The sequence below is a fragment of the Ochrobactrum sp. Q0168 genome (genome assembly GCF_016427605.1).
GTDB lineage: Bacteria > Pseudomonadota > Alphaproteobacteria > Rhizobiales > Rhizobiaceae > Brucella.
Map to the genome: position 1 here is coordinate 68,897 of NZ_JAELXQ010000018.1, position 17,161 is coordinate 86,057.

Below are 17,161 nucleotides of genomic sequence, written 5' to 3' on the forward strand. Positions count from 1 at the left end.
AATTCTTTGCGCTTGCGAGAAGGACAGAAAACCGTTCGACGCGGCCAATTTAATCGCAGAGCAATCCTTTCATCAAATCCACGACGTGCTGTAATCCCGTATCCTTTGCCCGCCGTCGGTGCCACGCAAGATGCAGAGCGAATCCCGGCACCGTGATCGGCGTCGGCAAAATGGTGAGGTCGTCGGCCAGCAGAGCAACACGCGAGGGCAGCATGGCGATCATGTCGGAGCCACGCAGCAGTTCAGGAACCATTCCAAATGATGGAACCACCAAGCCCACACGTCGCGATCGCCCGATCCGGGCAAATTCCATGTCCAACGGACCCCATCCTTCGCCTCTGCCTGAAACGAGAATGTGCGGAAAATCCAACCATCGGTCGAGATTGAAGTCGTCCGCCGCGGGATGACCCTCTCGAAACGCAACGACGTAGTGCTCGTTCAGCAGAATATCGCGATGGATATCGTTATCGTCACCTGGAAAGACAGAAACAGCGATGTCGATCGTGCCGTCGATCAGTGCAGTCCGTGCGGCGTCCGCTCCGTTCCAGGGCAGGATCACCAGATCTATGCCGGGCGCTGAAGTCTGCAAAGCGCGCTGAAGCGGCGGCAACACGAAGAGCGCCGGATAATCCGCCATTGAAAGACGCAGGGTTTGCCTGATCTCCTCAAGCGGTGGCTCAGGCGGATCGACGAGTTCCGTGATCCCGGCAAGCAGGGATTTGAGCGGATCGCGAAGAGATTCCGCTCTGACCGTCCGCCGCATCGTTCCGCGTCCGCGTTCGAGGAGTTCGTCACCCAACAATTCGCGGCATCGCTGCAAGGCTGCCGAAGCGGCGGGCTGCGAAAGTCCAACCCGGTTGGCAGCCCGGCCGACATGGGCCTCGTCCAGCAGCGCATCGAGGATCACAAGGAGGTTCAGGTCGATCGATCTTAAATTCATGTCGCGAATAATAAGATAGATAATATATCGATTGGAATAATTTTCTGGCTTTCGGCATGGTCTCTCCAACAGAATATTGGAGGTGATGATGACCAAGACCCTTGTGCTTCTTTTCCATCCGGATCTCAGCCGTTCCAAGGCAAACGCCGCATTTGCCAGACGGGCGGGAGCGCTGCCCGATGTCGAGTTGGTTGATATGCAAGAGACTTATCCCAACGGGATGGACCTGTACCGTGACGGCGAACGGGAGGCGGCGCGGTTGCTCGAAGCGGACCGGATCGTCCTGCAGTTCCCGGTTCAATGGTATTCGACACCGCCTCTTCTGAAAGCCTGGCAGGATGCCGTGCTCACGCGCATGTTCTATATCGCTTATGAGGCGGAGGGGCGCCGCCTTGAGGGGACACCCCTGATGATAGCGGCAACCGCCGGCAACACGGCCGAAGCCTATCGGCCCGGCGGAGCCAACATGTTCGCGACAACTGACATATTCACGCCCCTGCGCGCCACGGCGAACCGATGCGGGCTGATCTGGACGGAGCCGTTCGTCCTATACCGCGCCGACAAGCTCTCCGCTGGCGAGATCGAAATCGCCGGCGATGACTATCTCGCTGTCCTCACAAACTGGATCGCCAATTCCGGTTCGAAGAAAGGATGAGCGATGACAAAGGTACATGATACGGTGACCGACCTGCACCTCGGCACGCCTCTCAGGTTCGTCTTGTCCGCGCGACTGCTTTCGCTGGGCATTGTCAGTCAGTTCTTGAGTGCGGGAGCGGCGCTCTTCATCGGTGCATGGGATCGGCACATCCACTAGGCAATTGGAGTAGCCTTGTCTTTGCCGATAATAGTCTGGTGCGCCGGTGTGCTTTTCATCCCGCGTCTAAAAGAAGTGATCGCACTCATCAGAGTGAGCATAGGCTAATGAATAGCGATGACAGAAAACCCGCTGACGTGAACTAGGGGCGATTCTGATAACTGAAACGCGTGCGGAGGGACCAAGACTTGGTGAACCTGCGACAGGCCAATCCGAAGATAACATTCGGTAAAACCCTGTCCCCGCGGATGCACTACGCGCTTTTCGTTAGCCCAGTTCCATATTCCCGATCATCCTTCATATGCGTCATGCATCGTTACTCACAATCGGAACTAAAGAGACCGCGCCGCGGAAACTCACCAAATTTGGAGCCATCGCGGCCCGAACGCTCAATAACGTCTCTCGCGATTTATTCGTCGGGCATTCAAGGAACGACGCAGGCCCAAGGTGGGTTGGGCCAGTCTCCTAGGACTAGATTACATCACCAATTTTTTGCATGACGAAGCCGATGCAGCCCTGCCTTGAATTTCAAGGCAGGATCTTTTTGGAGGAACAAGCGTGTTCTCAGTAAGTAAGATATGCGGTGCCTGCATCCGCGTGGCTCGCTTCGGCAGGTACTCCTCGTCAGCTCAAAGTAGCTGGCGAGGACATTGTTACTTGTATTATTCGGTGTTTTCGCCCATGCTTCAATGACTGTGGGGGTTTCTACTAGCGAAAGCTAAAGGGAGGCCAAAAATGCCGCTATTTAACGAAGCGAGCCGTATATATAATCCATTGGAAGTCAATTTCATGCGGAGCTGCTTTGGAAATGCAGCTATCATGCTCGAAGAGAGCGACCGCAACTATTCTCCATTAGAATTAGCATCGACCATCATCATGTTGTACGAGAGCGGGCTGCGAGACCAATCGTACATCTGTGAGCTGGCCTCACGTCTGGCGCACCAGAAGTATAGCAGACGTCACCACAACCAATCTCTACCCGCTGCGAATAACAACGCATCTACTCGAACTGTTTCCTCTATTCGGACTGAATATGATCCGTTCGCATGATGCGGAACAAAATCTCGCAGACACAGTTTCCTGCGTGGCGATAACACCCGCCAAGCGTCAAAAACTCAACACCGGGTATGGCGCAGCCCTGCTTGGCTCTCAGCAGGCCAATTTTGTTCATTATCCGCCGGGTCGTACGAAGCTCAGCGGATAAAGCGCCCGGCAAGGACATGCACCTCATTTGCCGAGCGTGGCCCCGACGACTCCGGGAAGGACGTCGGGGCTTCTTCGTTCCTGACCAAAACGAGGTTCGAATGATTCGCTCACAAGCCGGAACGAATCGGACGGTGATTCGTTCGGACTCTCCGAGGTTGCCGCTATAGCTCGCACCGTCCTGTTTCGCCGCATGCGCACCGTACTGATCTGAGCACACGGAAAAGGGCTGACTGCCACCACCCTGCATTTCGATTACGAAGTCCGCTCCGCCCAAAAAGCATTTGACGATGTTCCCGATATCAAGATCGAGGGCGAAATGCTGGAACTCGCCGAACACATCATCAACACCAAGGCGGGTGAGTTCGATGAGAGCAAATTCGATGATCGGTACGAGGCTGCAGTTGCTGAACTGCTGCCTAAGAAGAAGGTTCCCGTTGCGTCCAAGCCGAGCGAACTGCTCCAGGCTCTTCGTGAAAGTGCAGGCGTTAGCGCCAAGAAAGCGAAGCGTACCGCCGCAAACGCAGATCGTTCGCCCGCTCGCAGGAAAACGGCCAAGGCGGGGTCGAAGACCCGACAATCTGCTTCGCCTACGCGGCGCGCAAGCTAACGGAGGCGTGGAATGGCTATTCGTCCTTATTGGAAGGGATACTTGAAACTTTCTCTTGTCACCTACCCTGTTGAGATGATGCCAGCTACTTCGGATAGCGAGAAAGTGCGTTTTCACACCCTTAACCGCCAGACGCAGAATCGTGCCGTCAGTCGTTACGTCGACGCTGTAACTGGAAAGGAAGTCTGGGAAGATGACGACGCTAAGGGTTATGAACGCGGAGAAGGCGAATACGTTCTCCTCAATGACGATGAACTTGATAACGTTGCTCTCGACAGCACCAAGACCATTGATATTGAAATGTTCTCGCCCCGCAAGAGCATCAGCTGGATATGGCTGGACACCCCCATTTTATCTGACCCCGAGTGATCTAATTGGGGAGGCCTGAACGCCGGGCAACATGATTTCGGCGTCTCTCAAAGCATGGTTTGCCTCAATTTTTAGGGAGGAACATCCGTTTCGCCCGGCAGTTGGGGCTCCGGTGTGGAGCAATGGAGGTTTAAAATGGAATATCGGGACAAGAACATCTTTGCCAAGTGGAAAGAGACACCCGACAGCGGCGTCAAGATTGAAACCGACTTCAAATGCTATGCTTTCATGCTTGTTCCCTCGCCCGGAGATGACAATGAGCTGGCTCTTAAACGAGGGACCTTATTAGTTTCCGCTCGCTCGGAAGCCGACGCAAGAGTTGTGGCTACTCAATATGAGACGGATGCTTTCCGCGGGAAAGTAGCCATTGGGGACGCTGACCTTACAACCAACGAATCCAGTGCATTTCGCGATGTTAAATCCTACCAGGTCCGCCGTTTAGGTAACGAACCGATCGATACGCCGAGGGGCGTAATCACCATGGAAGGGAATGACTCCGATGACTGATTATCACACGTTGGTACTTTTCCTTGGTGGAGGACTGGGGATCTGTTTGGCGTTTGGAATTGCCATATTGATCGCTGCGCAAAAATGATTTGTCGTTTCGAAATATTGTGAATTTACATATCGGTCAAAATATCTTGCGAGCGCTTGATAACGCCGGGAAAGTCGTGCTCCTGACATGCATTTAACCGGTGGCGCTCCAGCCTTGCACCCAAATGGCCCGATCTTCGTGTAATTGACAAAGTCAACAGCGCCAATATTCACCATCGCTTTGCAATCGTGCAGGCTTGGCGACATATTTTCCTCGTCTCGGGATCGCTATCTGGCTAAAACGGTCGGCCAGAATGTAAAGTGCTTCTTGCATTGGCTCACCACGCATGGCCTCGCCGTGTCCGGTGACAACGACTCTGGGATCTAGCTCAGAAAGCATCTTTACGGATATCTCTGCCTGGTCCCAATCGGTGGTAAAGTACATGGGCGGTCCATGTATTTCAGGCTTCTGAAGGAGCACAGAATATAAGGATTCCTGGCGCGTCGTGATGAAGGCATCGCCTGCGATCAATGCCTTGTCTTGAGCGCGCCATAGCGAGATGTGGCCAGGCGAATGGCCCGGTGTAAAAAGCCATTTCCAATCGGGCATAAAGGGCACATCTCCGTCCTCGGGCAGGGCCTGTAACCGTTCTGCGATATCGATAGGTCCTCGTGGATAAATCGGTGAAAGAAGGGACATCATGCCACCTCCGACCAATGGATCGGGCGGTGGATAGGAAGCGGCTCCATTGAGATACGGGAACTCGAGGGGATGTGCAAACACTGGACAGTCCCACAGTGTTGACAGTCGTTCTGCATTACCTGCGTGATCAAAATGGGCATGTGTTAGAATGATGGCAGCAGCCTTCGAGTTCGGCCCAAAGCGCTGCATGGCGGCCTTAACAATCAGTCCACTCATCCCGGCGATACCCGTATCGATCAAGACCCACTTCCGGTCTCCTGCGCCCGGCCTACCGTAGAATACCACGTTCACGATCGCCAAGCGTTTGTAGGCAAGATCTTCTCTTAACTGATGCGTTCCGTCATCACGCACGGCATCATTGTCCGGATTATATGCGGGCATCTCATTATTCAGTGGAACTTGCTGGGCCATTGTGTAGCCTTCCTTCAGCTGGGGTATTAGTTCAAACTATGCGTTTTCAAGCAAAGTCCTTGCGATATCTGTTAGCCAGGAGCCGGCGGCGTGTTTATTTCCGTATCTGTCAAGCTTCGGGCTTTTTCGAGAATTCCCTCCGCAGTCTCGTACTGTTCATCAGATACCCTTACTGCAAGAAAAGTTCCGCCCTGCTCTATGCCGGCGGAATAAATGTTTGCATCCGTTTCGCTAACGCCCGCTTCGATGAGCGAACGATAAACGTTTCCGGCGATGCCACCGATCGCGGCCCCACTCACCGCTCCTGTAAGAGTGCTTGCAAGCCAGCCTGCGGCCACGATCGGTCCCAGCCCGGGTATTGCCATCAATCCAAGGCCCGTGAGCAATCCTGCTGTCCCGCCCACAAGGGCCCCGGTGCCTGCTGCGACGCTGGTTGCGTGCTCCGTCAATTCTCCCTCCGTCCCGCTGGAAATGATGGATATTTCTTCTGTACGAATCCCAGAAGCCACCAAAGCTGAAACGGTGAGTTTGGCTTGAAGCGTGTTGGAGAACAACGCACTTACGGTTCGCATAGCGATAATCCTTTTTGTGTGAACCGCCTAACACTCCGCAGACCAGTTCGTTCCGTCGTTACACGGAACAAACTGCTTTTCGATCGGTTAGGCAGCGCGACAATCAAAAGAATGACAATCAAAGGAGAAGAAAATGTCTGATACTCGAGACTGGCTCGTTCAGTGGCTTCGTGACGCTCATGCAATGGAAGAGCAAGCAGAAACCATGCTGAACGGGCTTCTTGGTCGCCTGGAAAACTATCCAAACCTGGCCGAACGAATAGGGTCCCATCTAGAGGAAACGAAAATCCAGGCGGAGCGGATTGAACGTTGTCTGGATCAACTGGGCGAAGATGCATCCACTCTAAAGGATGCCGGCGGTAAACTTATGGCAATGGGCCAGTCGTTTAGCGGTTTTTTCGCAGGAGACGAAGTCCTGAAAGGCTCTCTTGCAAGTTTTGCGTTCGAGAATATGGAAATTGCTTCTTACACTATTTTGATTGCAGCGGCCCGCAGGTTGAATGAAGAAGAAGTCGCGCGGACATGTGAGCAGAGCTTGCAAGAGGAGATTGCCATGGCGGATTGGCTGCGGTCCAATCTGGATGCGACCACCGCTCAGTTTCTTGAAAGGACCTTTGCTGAAAGTGATGCAGCCAAACGATAACAGCTCGGCACTGCCCAGTCTGGGTGTTCTATCGAAATAGAACAAATGAGTGGGAAAATATAGGCGTTCGTCGTACTTATTGAAAACCCCATGGTATAAGAACATATTAGCGCTGTACCTACAGGTTTACAAAATTATACTTCCATGAAGGTGATACATAATTCTCAAATACCGCAGCCAACGACATAACCAAAACCTAATATTACTATTGAAAAGGGTTGTATCAGCCGCCAGCGACCCCCAGAAAGGAGAGTGCCAGAAAAGTTGCGAATAAGACAAAGTGCGTCATACCCTCAATGGCGTTGGTCTGGCCGTCGTTCAAATTAATGGCTGCCGCAATAAGTGTTATGGCGATCATCATGGTCTGAATTGGCGTCATAGCCATGACGATTGGCTGATCGTTAAAAAGCGCGAAGCCTTCAATAACTGGAACGGTAAGGATAACCGTCGACAACGAAGCTCCCAAGGCGATATTGATCACCACTTGCATACGGTTGGCAAGTGCAGCGCGAAGTGCCGTTAAAAGTTCGGGGGCCGCAGACATAATGGCCACCACAAAGGCGGCCAATGCTACCGGGGCCCCAACCGCATTAAGTCCGTGCGACAGAAACGCCGACATCACTTCCGCTAGAAAACCTATGAGTACAACGCCGATGACTAGCACGACGATTGATGGCGTCAACGGTTCGTATTCGCGGGGCTTCCCGCCCTTCGTTTTCTTTTCCGGGTAGCTGTAGTTGAAAAAATAGCTATGTTGTCCAATTTGGTTTCTGAGAAATACCCAGTAGAGCATAGCCATGGCGCCCACTGTGAAAATCGAATAAACCCGCCATTTCTCATGAGGAACAAACTCGGGAACAACCATCGATATACCCATCGCCGTCAAGATCATGACACCGTAGGTCTTCCCGGAATCATCGTTATAGGCCTGCTCTCCAAATTTCCATCCGCCAAGAAGCGCGGCGAGCCCCAGTATTCCGTTAATGTCGAGCATGACGGCGGAAAATATTGTGTCCCGGGCGAGCGTGGGTGAGCCGCTACTTCCGTTCATCAAAATGAGTAGAATGAGCACCTCAACGCCAACAGCTGACATTGTCAGCACCATGGTCCCATACGGATCACCAACTTTAGAAGCAATCGCTTCCGCCCGATGAGCGACCCGCACGGAGACCGCAACGATTGCTACGATAAGACAGAACGTTGCGATTAACGCGCCGGCAGATCCAGTTTTCATGATTGTCGTTTCAAAAGCAAATGCGACACCGCCGGTTCCGAATGCCAGCACCAATAAGATTTCCTGCCAAAGAAATGAACGCATACGATCATCCGATGCGAGCTACGACTTCGCTACAATCCCCCAATGCGACAGATTGATCTCCTGTTCGCAAGGCGATGGCTTTTTAGATAAGCCTTTGGCGGCCCATTCGTTCCAAAACGCGTTCATGCAACGTTATCTGTAGTGTTCACATTGGCGATCGAAGCACTCCTGTCGCCACCGGCGGATTTGTTTTCCAGTCAACATGAAACAAAATTTCGGGCCGGGGGTTAGTCTCGTTATCGTGTCTTCTTTAGCGGCACGCCGGACAGTACACAGGAGGAACCCTTAAATGGCTAATACCAAACAGCGCAATCTCGAAGATCTTTTCTACGACACCCTGAAAGATATCTATTATGCCGAGCGCAAGATTTTGAAAGCGCTTCCAAAAATGGCCCGAGCTGCCGCAGATGAGAAGCTGAAGAATGCGTTTGAGAAGCATCGGGAACAAACCCAAACTCATGTGGAACGGCTCCAGCAATGTTTCGAGATCCTCGGTAAACGCGCGCAGGGCAAGACGTGCGACGCCATTGAAGGAATTATCGCTGAGGGGGAGGAAATCATGGATGAATTTTCGGATAGCCCTGCCCTTGACGCCGGTCTTATATCGTCCGCTCAGGCGGTCGAGCATTATGAAATCACGCGATACGGCACATTGAAACGCTGGGCCGATAATCTTGGCTATAAGGATGTAGCTGGGCTTTTAAATGAGACGTTGCAGGAAGAAGGGCAAACCGACAAGGATCTCACCAAACTTGCTGAAACGTCCGCAAATCAGCACGCGGCAGCATAAACGATTTTCCTATCGCTATCGAAGCCAGCGAGAAATCGCTGGCTTCGAAGTCTGTGAATTGATTTTTCTTCCACGAACTTGAGCATACCAATGGTGACGGGGATCAATTTCCTTAAACGGAGGGACGGTATTGTCCAACGACGATAGCGATAATGCGTCATCAAACCGAAACCCAATCTTACCACGTTGGCGTCGCGCAGCGCTTTTCAAACAGCTAGGTCCCGGTCTCGTTACTGGCGCAGCCGATGACGATCCGAGCGGCATAGCAACCTATTCGCAAGCAGGCGCCCAGTTTGGATACAACATGCTGTGGAGCATGTTGTTTACGTTTCCACTTATGACTGCGATCCAACTGGTCAGCGGACGGATTGGGAGAGTTACCGGTAAGGGGCTCGCTGCAAATTTGTGCGAAATCATTCCCCGCTGGGCGCTGCTTTCGCTTGTTGCGCTGCTACTGATCGCCAACACCATCAATATGGGTGCCAATCTATCCGCCATGGGTGCAGCCGCCAGTCTGGTGATGGGCGGCTATCCCGTCATATTCACCTTGGCGTTCGGCGTTTTATCGCTCGGATTGCAGCTCTTCATAACCTATGAAACTTACGCTCGCTATCTCAAGTGGCTCACGCTCGTTCTCCTAGCATATGTCGCAGTATTGTTCGTAGCGAATGTGGACTGGTGGGCAGCTTTAAAAGGTTTTTTCTGGCCAAAGTTTTCTCTTAAAAGCGAAAGCATCACGATGATCGTTGCCATTTTCGGGACCACCATAAGCCCATATCTCCTGTTTTGGCAAAGCTCTCAGGAGGTAGAAGAAATCGACAATTCAAAAGACGAGGAGCCGCTTCGTAGAGATCCCGCAGAAGCAAAGAAGGAACTGAAACGTATACGTATTGATACTTTCGCTGGCATGGCTGTTTCTAATATCGTGGCGATCGCAATCATCATGAGCACAGCGGCAACCCTGCATGCGTCCGGAAAGACTGAAGTCAATTCCGCAGCCGAGGTCGCCGAAGCCCTCAAGCCATTGGCAGGAGATTTCGCTTTCCTCATTTTCAGTTTGGGGATTATCGGAACTGGGCTTTTGTCATTACCCGTGCTTGCAGGCTCCGTTGCCTACGCTTTTGGTGAATCTCAAGGTTGGAAATGCGGTCTGGCGAATAAGCCCTGGGAAGCGATTGGATTCTACGGCGTAATCGCACTGGCGTTCATTGTTGGAGCGGCGATCGCGATTTCGCCCATCGACCCTATTGCCGCATTGTTCTGGAGCGCAGTTGTCAACGGCGTCGTCGCGGTTCCCATAATGGCCGCCATGATGATCGTCGCAAGCAGACGTGATGAAATGGGCAGATTCACGATAGGGTTTGCAACCAGATTGTTTGGATGGGTTGCGACCGCCGCCATGACTGCAGCCGCCGTCGCAATGTTCGTATTCTGGTAGTCGCAGTTAACTTGCATGACGCCGGCGCTCAAAAGAGACGAGCTCACCGGGATCGAAAGAGCGCCCACCACAGCAAAAAGAAAAGGAACTTTTTTCGTTCACCGAGGTTCGGTCCCAGCGCGCAGAGGAGAGCTGTCATGTCGGGACGCAATATTAAGCTTGCTATTGCAACGATCGCCGTTTTTTTGCCATTCAGCCTCGGGCGGGCAGACCCACTGCCTCCAGACATGACATATCGACCGCTGCCCGTTCAGCCATTTTCAGCCGTCAAAGATCAAGATCAGAAACAAAAGCGGGGGGTCATGCAGCAGCAAAAGGCTCTGCTTGAACAAAGGTATGATCTTCGGGACCGGCCTGCAGCGGATGTCATGATGTCCGGCGGCCGAAAGGCGGTCCAGGAAGGTGTCCGCGTAAGGCTCCCGGACGGAATGACATGGGAGAAGCTCGGTCAGATGAAACCGGAGGAAATCAGGTCCAAGGGACTGTTACCCGAAGGTTTTTTACCACTTCCGCACGTGAAACAAGCCGCAGGAGGACAGGTCTTTCCTCAGACGCAGATCGATACCATACAGCAAGACGAAAAGCGCGACCTCAATCGCTTTGATGTAGCGTTCGACTTGCCGGATATCTTCACACCAGAATTCCCTCCCCCGATCTTTCTCACCACTCATCCCGAACTAGGCGACGTCTCACGCGGTGATATTCTTACAATCAAGAATTTTTATGAGTATATGAACGGGATCGTTACTCCGGTGCAACTGGAGGGCCTGCGGCTGTTGCTAACACCGTTTCCGCAGGAGGAATTCAATCAGACGGAAGATCGCAAGGTCGTTGATCCGAGCATGGGCGTAGCCTGCCTCGACTGCCACACCAATTTCCATACAAACGGCGCTTTTCACCAGACCCCGGACGTGCGTCCACAGGCCAGCAGGTTCAGACTTGATACGACAAGCTTGCGCGGCATGTTTAATCAACAGATACATGGCTCAAAACGGTCATTGCGTTCGATTGAAGACTTTACCGAATTTGAGCAGAGAACGGCTTATTTTAACGGCGATCATGTAAGCGCAACCCGCAAAGGTGTCCATCTCCCGGACCGCTCCAATCAGGTTGCGATGATGGCGCAGATGCAAAACATCATTGACTTTCCGCCCGCGCCCAAGCTCGATCCTTTCGGCAAACTTGATCCCGAAAAAGCAATCCCGCTGGAACTGAAGGGTGAGCAAGTGTTTTCGGGGAAAGGACGCTGCGCCGAGTGTCACGTCCCTCAAGCCTCGTTTCTTGACAATAACATGCACGACCTGAAGCTTGAGCGGTTTTATGAGCCTGGGAAAACCTACAATGGTATGGTTACTCTACCGGATGGTCCGATCAAGACATTCACGCTTCGAGGCATCAAGGATTCTCCGCCATATCTTCATGATGGACGCTTGCTGACGCTCGACGATACGGTCGAGTTTTTCAATCTCGTCCTGGGAACCAAGCTGGCAACAGACGAAAAAGAGGCGCTCGTCGCCTATCTTCGAACGCTTTAGGAGAAAGACATTGTTGATACGTATATCAGTTGTTTTTCTGCTGGGGACAGCATGTCTGGCTTCAGCGCAAGCGCCCAACCCGGGCTTCGTATCGCCAGACACCAAGCTCAACGAAAGCGGGTTACCGGTCCCCTCACAAACGAACAATACCGACAAACTCTTCCTGCAGTTGGCTCTTTTGCGGAATTCGGCCGAACTTTCTTTGGCTGAGAAGGCCAAGAAATACGCCGGGAGCGATAAAATGAAGAGCTTTGTGTTACGCATGAAAAATGACCACGGTCCAATGGCAGACAAACTGAAAGAGCTTGCCAGTGCCGTGAAACTTCCGCCTCCCGCAGTCCAACCCTCACCACCACCCGTCGATAGCGAAGCCGCTTATTGGCAAAGCCAAGTTATTGATCACCAAAAGATGGTCCAGTTGCTTTCCTGGGAAATAGGTTCTGGCGAGTATGTGGAGCTGCAAAGCTATGCGCAGCAAATGTTGCCAGTGATCCTGCAGCACCTCGATCAGGCAAGACAGGGACAACAGGAATATCTTACCAAACAGGGGATTTTGAAACGTTCTGATCAGAACAATCAGCAGATGGCTCCAGAACCTGAATGATCGAATACGGGCATCTTTATGCACTCAGCGATTGATTAGGTTGGGCTTCGTTAGCGCGAACGTTAACGAAGCCCTCTCATCGCCGATATCTCGCGTCAATTTCCCAAAAAGCAAGAGATACTGTATGAAAATAGCCACTTACAATGTCAATGGCGTGAATGGAAGGTTGGCTGTATTGTTGCGCTGGCTTGAAGAGGATACACCGGACATTGTCTGTTTACAGGAGCTGAAAACGCCGGACGTAAAATTCCCGATCAAAGCGCTGGAAAAAATTGGATATGACGCGGTTTGGCAAGGCCAGAAAAGCTGGAATGGAGTGGCAATTCTGGCGAGAGGAAGGACCCCGGTTGTCACGCGACGTGGACTTCCCGGCGAACTCAATGACACGCAGAGCCGCTATCTCGAAGCAGCGGTTGGAGGCGTACTAGTCGGCTCTCTCTATCTTCCGAACGGCAATCCCGTTCCTGGACCCAAATTCGACTACAAGCTCCGCTGGTTCCAACGGCTGCACGATTATGCGGCTGAGTTGCTGACACTCGACATACCCATAGCGCTTGCTGGCGATTTCAATGTTATGCCGACCGATCTCGATGTCTACGCGCCGGAGCGCTGGCGCGACGACGCTTTGTTTCGGCCCGAAGTTAGAAAAGCATATGCACAACTGGTTGCACAAGGTTGGACGGATGCGGTCCGGTCTCTTCATCCAAAAGAGCGTATTTACACGTTCTGGAAATACTGGCGCAATTCCTTCGAACGCGATGCTGGGTTGCGCATTGATCATCTCCTTCTTAGTCCCGCTCTGGCACCGGCCCTGAAATCGGCAAGCGTGCGACGCAACCCGCGCAGCTGGCCTCACACGAGCGATCATGCGCCTGTGATGATCGAGATTGAGTTACCGCTCGTTGTCAGCTAATCAGAAACAAGCGTCGTCGCCCGGCGCTCACGAGACCGCGCCGATCGCCGCGCTTCGCGTAATTGTTCGATATCGGGATGCCACCACCTCCGCTCTCGATCTTTGTTTGTCGGTTCATTCTTCCTGGGCCAGGTTCGAATGAGTTCGTCGAGTGAGGGCAAGCGCCAGATCCCCCAAACATATTCGCCGTCGAGACCCGGATAAATGTCGTCGATCGGGTCACAGTGCACCAATTCGCCCGTTATCTCCGTAACAACGATGATACCATAGATCTCAGTTGCAATAGGACGATTGAGCGGTGGCAACGCTTCGGAAGGTAGCGGAATTCTTCGTCGCCTGCGCTCGTTCGCACGTCGACGTGCCCTCTTTTCTTCATCGCTTCCCTTACGGGCTTCGGCGCGCTTACGCCGTTCTTCCGGTTCGCTGCGTTTAGCCTCGTTTTCGATGGTCTCCCAATGTTGGGCAAGCTCATCATAAGATGCAAAGGGCAGCCGCCAAACTTTCGCATTATGGTCCCATCGGGCGAAGGATATCTGACGGATTTCTTCAACCAGCCGTGGCGAATATGGCGTTTTAATTCGTAACCCGTCACCGTCGACCGACAAATACGTACTGAGGATCGGCTCGAATTCATAGGCGTCCCTCCCCTTTTCCTCGGCAAAGGGGTTTGCACGTGAGGCCTCTCGAGCCAGCCAACGATCAATGCGTTGAGACGCCGTTTTCCCAGGAACGATCCAGGCCTTGTTCCAGTCGCTCCATCGTGCGCGGGGAAATTCCTTGCGAAAGCGCTGAACTGTCATTCGATCAAAAGGAAATGATATTGTGGCTCGATCTTCGTCTCCGGTATCCAGTCGAAACTTTTTGTCCATCTCCGGGTACTCCAGCGCCAACCATCGTCACTGCACTACCAAAGACCGCCTACCCTATTGCGGGTAGACCAGAATGGGTTGGAGTACCGCTGGAAGTGCACAATCGAATTTCCAGATTCGCGCTATACCGGAATATGGCGATAGAAGCTCATTATTCGTTTAATTTCTTCGCCATTTCGAGATGATGCTCCAGCGCGGGCCGGGTTGCATTGGCCCAGGCCCGGAGATCGGCATTCTCGCCGCCTTCGCCGTATCGCTTGAACAGATCGACAGCGTCTTCGTGCACCTCTTCCTGATCGCTTCGGTACTGCTTCGTGAAATCCTCGCCCTCCAGCCCCTTCAGCTTGTCCAGCATTTGCTGATGGTCATCGGAAAGCGTCGCCGGAGCCTTTACTGAGTTCACTTTTGTACTCAGGAGTGCTGTCAATTCCTCGCTGGTCTTTTGATGATCGGTGATCATCTGCTGTGCAAAGCTCTTGGTGGTGGGATCGGCCTTTGCGAGCGCGAGTTTGCTCGATTCGATCTCGAACATGTCGCCGCTCCCGCTCAATGTCACGAAATCCTGAGTAGACGGCGCGGACCCGACGAGAGAATTGATCCCTGTCTTTTCGCTCGTCGACTGGGCATATACCGGAGCCGAAATGAGAAGAATTGCCGAGAAGGCAAGCAACACCGTTTTCATGATCCTGTTTCCTTTCCCTTGTAAGAAATCCGAACCCACGCGGGAGAATTATGTTCCTGCCCCATCGCGCGCAGGCAATGGAGTGGCAAGCTTCATGGGTTCTCAAAGATAGCGAACGAGTAAATCGGCCTGTTCGCGCAGGGTTTTTGCGGCGTCGTGCGGCGTTTCGGTGTCGAGCAGAGCGCTGATTGCTGCTTCCAGTATCAGCATATTGCGGGCTCGAAGATAGCGAAGGCGCGCCTTTTCGGCGAGGACATCCAATTCGCGCGTTGCTTTTGCACCCATCGTGAAATTCCCTGAAAAGAGCGCTTATTGCTGCGGAGCGGCGTGCAAGGCGGCCGAAGGCCGCCCTGTCTGTTTGCCGGTGTCGAGAGCATTTCCTGTTCCAATACCGGGTTTCCGCTTTTGGGAAGTCATGCTCTAGCGACCGCGACGGTTGTCGTAATCATCGTCCCGGCGCTCTTCCCAACCACTGCGGGCAGCTTCCGCATGGCCGCGAGAGTCGCCGAACCAACCGCCATGACCCCGACCGCCGCCCGAGCGACGATCATCGTCCCGGCTCGAATATCCGCGGTCATCGTCGCGACTGGAATATCTGCGACGGTCGTCATAATCATGGTCGCGTCGCTCGTCCCATCCGCGCCGTGCAGCTTCCGCGTGGCCGCGGGAATCGCCATACCAACCGCGTCCGCGGTCATCGTCGTCATATCTGGAACGGCGATCATCGTAGTCGTCTTCGCGGCTGGAATAGCGGCGCCGGTCATCGTAGTCATCCCGACGCTCGTCCCATCCGCGACGGGCAGCTTCAGCATGGCCGCGGGAATCCCCGAACCAGCCTCCGCGGCCGCGGCCCCGGTCATCGTCGTCATAACGGCTGGAACGGCGGTCGTCGTCATCCCGGCGGCTGCTGGCGTATCTGCGGCGATCATCTCCGCCCCGACCCCGGTCGTCGTCGCTTACGAAACGGCCTTGATCGTCGCGTTCTGGCATAGTGCGTGGCATTTCATCCTCCAATTGTTGTGAGTTTTCGCGCCCCAAGGCGCATGAGCCCCGCCAAGGGCTCATCTCCGGCTGCGTTCTCCAGCCGCGAGCTTCAAATTTCAGGCAGTACCCTTTGACGAAGCCGATGTTGCTGAACGGATCTTGATGTTGTTCTGAACATCAACAACGCCGGCGCACATTTCTGCGCATTCTTCTGCTCTGCGCTTGTCCTGACGATTTCCAACCTGCCCCTGCAGGGTCACTTCGCCCTTCTTGACCGTCACCTCTATGTCGGATGCATCGAGTTCCGCATCTTCCATCAATGCGTCCGATACGTCCTCCTTGATGCGGTCATCGGAGCGTGTATATCCCTTCGGTCCTTTTCCCCGATGCTGGCCGACTGCAGTGTAGATGCTTCTGGATTGACCTTCGGTCCGCTGACGGTATCGATCACTTTCCCGCTCGCGGTTTGACTCTCGCCGGGAAGTATATCGCTCGTCATTGTCGTCAGAGTAGCGTCCCCGGGCATAATCGCTTGAGTAGCGGTCATCATAGCCTCGGTAGTCGCTTCCCCGCGCTTCGTAGTCGCGCTCCCGGTAGGGTTCGTTATAGTAATCGTCACGATCATCGTTCTGATATCGACCTGGCATGAGATTAGCTCCTCTTCACTGTCGTGTAGACAGCCCTCCGAACCGCACTCGCCCGGGTTTGTTCCAGAATCAGTTTCATTTAATGAAGAGCGAGCTGCACCCTCTGGATGTCAGCGCGTTATTTGGATAGAGACGCAGGACCAATGGTGTTGGGACGCAAGAAGCGATCCCGGGATCGGCTACGGCAAATCAACCGTTCGATATGATGCAGGCCTACTAGAAATTGGTGAAATCACTGCTCTTCTCACACGCCCGTCTGGAACTCGGACTCAGCCAGAGCACGGTTAGTCGCCTGGGGTAACTGGACGCGATCATCGGCCGGAAGCTGTTCAACTGCGTTCCGGCAGGCGTGCAGCAGACTGCCCATCCGCGAAAGCTACGCTTCTGAAGCGAGAAATCTGCTGGGCGACCTCAGAGCCGCCACCGATGGCCTTGCATCGCCTCCGCGAGCCATCGAACGCGGGAGAAATGAGTTTTTCAGCAATGCGTCGCGATGATGATGAGGAAGATAGCGAACCGCGGACCGCGCAGAGAGCTTTTCCAAGCTGCTGAATAAGCCGTAGGCCGGTCGTGCGTTTCTCC

19 protein-coding genes and 2 pseudogenes are annotated in these 17,161 nt (G+C 53.5%); 11 read left to right on the forward strand and 10 right to left on the reverse strand.

Annotated features, from left to right (window positions below; genetic code table 11):
- Nucleotides 1–49 precede the first annotated feature (49 nt).
- Nucleotides 50–940, reverse strand: a complete 891-nt coding sequence (locus JAU75_RS20830) for a LysR substrate-binding domain-containing protein (RefSeq protein ID WP_199058437.1) — start codon at nucleotides 938–940, stop codon at nucleotides 50–52.
- 88 nt (nucleotides 941–1,028) lie between these two features.
- Here JAU75_RS20830 and JAU75_RS20835 point away from each other — a divergent pair, with 88 nt between their 5' ends.
- From JAU75_RS20835 to JAU75_RS20855, 5 genes and pseudogenes are all read left to right on the forward strand, one after another.
- Complete coding sequence (locus tag JAU75_RS20835; RefSeq protein ID WP_199058413.1) at nucleotides 1,029–1,595, forward strand: NAD(P)H-dependent oxidoreductase; 567 nt, start codon at nucleotides 1,029–1,031, stop codon at nucleotides 1,593–1,595.
- Between the two features lie 3 nt (nucleotides 1,596–1,598).
- Nucleotides 1,599–1,754 (forward strand): hypothetical protein, encoded by a 156-nt coding sequence (locus tag JAU75_RS20840; RefSeq protein ID WP_199058414.1) that lies wholly within the window; start codon nucleotides 1,599–1,601, stop codon nucleotides 1,752–1,754.
- A 1,339-nt stretch (nucleotides 1,755–3,093) separates the two neighbouring features.
- Nucleotides 3,094–3,567: pseudogene (locus tag JAU75_RS20845) on the forward strand (Ku protein); the annotation flags it as partial.
- A 12-nt stretch (nucleotides 3,568–3,579) separates the two neighbouring features.
- Nucleotides 3,580–3,949: pseudogene (locus JAU75_RS20850) on the forward strand (Ku protein); the annotation flags it as partial.
- A 122-nt stretch (nucleotides 3,950–4,071) separates the two neighbouring features.
- Nucleotides 4,072–4,443, forward strand: coding sequence for a hypothetical protein (locus JAU75_RS20855; protein ID WP_199058416.1), 372 nt, complete (start codon nucleotides 4,072–4,074; stop codon nucleotides 4,441–4,443).
- A 241-nt stretch (nucleotides 4,444–4,684) separates the two neighbouring features.
- Here JAU75_RS20855 and JAU75_RS20860 read toward each other — a convergent pair whose 3' ends face one another.
- Nucleotides 4,685–5,584 (reverse strand): MBL fold metallo-hydrolase, encoded by a 900-nt coding sequence (locus JAU75_RS20860; RefSeq protein ID WP_199058417.1) that lies wholly within the window; start codon nucleotides 5,582–5,584, stop codon nucleotides 4,685–4,687.
- A gap of 71 nt (nucleotides 5,585–5,655) precedes the next feature.
- The gene (locus JAU75_RS20865) at nucleotides 5,656–6,156 is read right to left on the reverse strand and encodes a hypothetical protein (RefSeq protein WP_199058418.1); all 501 of its coding nucleotides are present in this window, start codon (nucleotides 6,154–6,156) and stop codon (nucleotides 5,656–5,658) included.
- A 133-nt stretch (nucleotides 6,157–6,289) separates the two neighbouring features.
- Here JAU75_RS20865 and JAU75_RS20870 point away from each other — a divergent pair, with 133 nt between their 5' ends.
- The gene (locus JAU75_RS20870; protein ID WP_199058419.1) at nucleotides 6,290–6,799 is read left to right on the forward strand and encodes a ferritin-like domain-containing protein; all 510 of its coding nucleotides are present in this window, start codon (nucleotides 6,290–6,292) and stop codon (nucleotides 6,797–6,799) included.
- Between the two features lie 223 nt (nucleotides 6,800–7,022).
- Here the strand turns inward: JAU75_RS20870 and JAU75_RS20875 are convergent, their stop codons facing one another.
- Nucleotides 7,023–8,117, reverse strand: coding sequence for a calcium:proton antiporter (locus JAU75_RS20875; RefSeq protein ID WP_199058420.1), 1,095 nt, complete (start codon nucleotides 8,115–8,117; stop codon nucleotides 7,023–7,025).
- Nucleotides 8,118–8,406: 289 nt separating this feature from the next.
- On the opposite strand from JAU75_RS20875, the gene JAU75_RS20880 reads away from it, so the two are divergent.
- From JAU75_RS20880 to xth, 5 genes are all read left to right on the forward strand, one after another.
- The gene (locus JAU75_RS20880) at nucleotides 8,407–8,907 is read left to right on the forward strand and encodes a ferritin-like domain-containing protein (RefSeq protein ID WP_199058421.1); all 501 of its coding nucleotides are present in this window, start codon (nucleotides 8,407–8,409) and stop codon (nucleotides 8,905–8,907) included.
- Between the two features lie 130 nt (nucleotides 8,908–9,037).
- A complete protein-coding gene (locus JAU75_RS20885; RefSeq protein WP_199058422.1) occupies nucleotides 9,038–10,345 on the forward strand; it encodes an Nramp family divalent metal transporter in 1,308 nt (435 codons plus the stop codon).
- Between the two features lie 137 nt (nucleotides 10,346–10,482).
- Nucleotides 10,483–11,880, forward strand: a complete 1,398-nt coding sequence (locus tag JAU75_RS20890) for a cytochrome B6 (protein WP_199058423.1) — start codon at nucleotides 10,483–10,485, stop codon at nucleotides 11,878–11,880.
- 10 nt (nucleotides 11,881–11,890) lie between these two features.
- On the forward strand, nucleotides 11,891–12,484 hold the full coding sequence (locus tag JAU75_RS20895; protein WP_199058424.1) for a DUF4142 domain-containing protein: 594 nt from the start codon (nucleotides 11,891–11,893) through the stop codon (nucleotides 12,482–12,484).
- A 124-nt stretch (nucleotides 12,485–12,608) separates the two neighbouring features.
- A complete protein-coding gene (gene xth, locus JAU75_RS20900; RefSeq protein WP_199058425.1) occupies nucleotides 12,609–13,397 on the forward strand; it encodes an exodeoxyribonuclease III in 789 nt (262 codons plus the stop codon).
- Here xth and JAU75_RS20905 read toward each other — a convergent pair.
- From JAU75_RS20905 to JAU75_RS23960, 6 genes are all read right to left on the reverse strand, one after another.
- Nucleotides 13,394–14,266, reverse strand: coding sequence for a hypothetical protein (locus JAU75_RS20905; protein ID WP_199058426.1), 873 nt, complete (start codon nucleotides 14,264–14,266; stop codon nucleotides 13,394–13,396). The two genes, xth and JAU75_RS20905, sit on opposite strands and share 4 nt — an antisense overlap.
- Nucleotides 14,267–14,417: 151 nt before the next feature.
- Nucleotides 14,418–14,948, reverse strand: a complete 531-nt coding sequence (locus tag JAU75_RS20910) for a DUF4142 domain-containing protein (RefSeq protein ID WP_199058427.1) — start codon at nucleotides 14,946–14,948, stop codon at nucleotides 14,418–14,420.
- 102 nt (nucleotides 14,949–15,050) lie between these two features.
- Nucleotides 15,051–15,233, reverse strand: coding sequence for a hypothetical protein (locus JAU75_RS20915; protein ID WP_199058428.1), 183 nt, complete (start codon nucleotides 15,231–15,233; stop codon nucleotides 15,051–15,053).
- A 135-nt stretch (nucleotides 15,234–15,368) separates the two neighbouring features.
- Entirely contained in the window at nucleotides 15,369–15,950 is a 582-nt protein-coding gene (locus JAU75_RS20920; protein WP_199058429.1) for a hypothetical protein, read from the reverse strand.
- Between the two features lie 98 nt (nucleotides 15,951–16,048).
- Nucleotides 16,049–16,579 (reverse strand): BON domain-containing protein, encoded by a 531-nt coding sequence (locus JAU75_RS20925; protein ID WP_199058430.1) that lies wholly within the window; start codon nucleotides 16,577–16,579, stop codon nucleotides 16,049–16,051.
- 329 nt (nucleotides 16,580–16,908) lie between these two features.
- Nucleotides 16,909–17,161 (reverse strand): hypothetical protein (locus JAU75_RS23960; protein ID WP_210339368.1); only part of this gene is annotated, 253 nt, incomplete at its 5' end.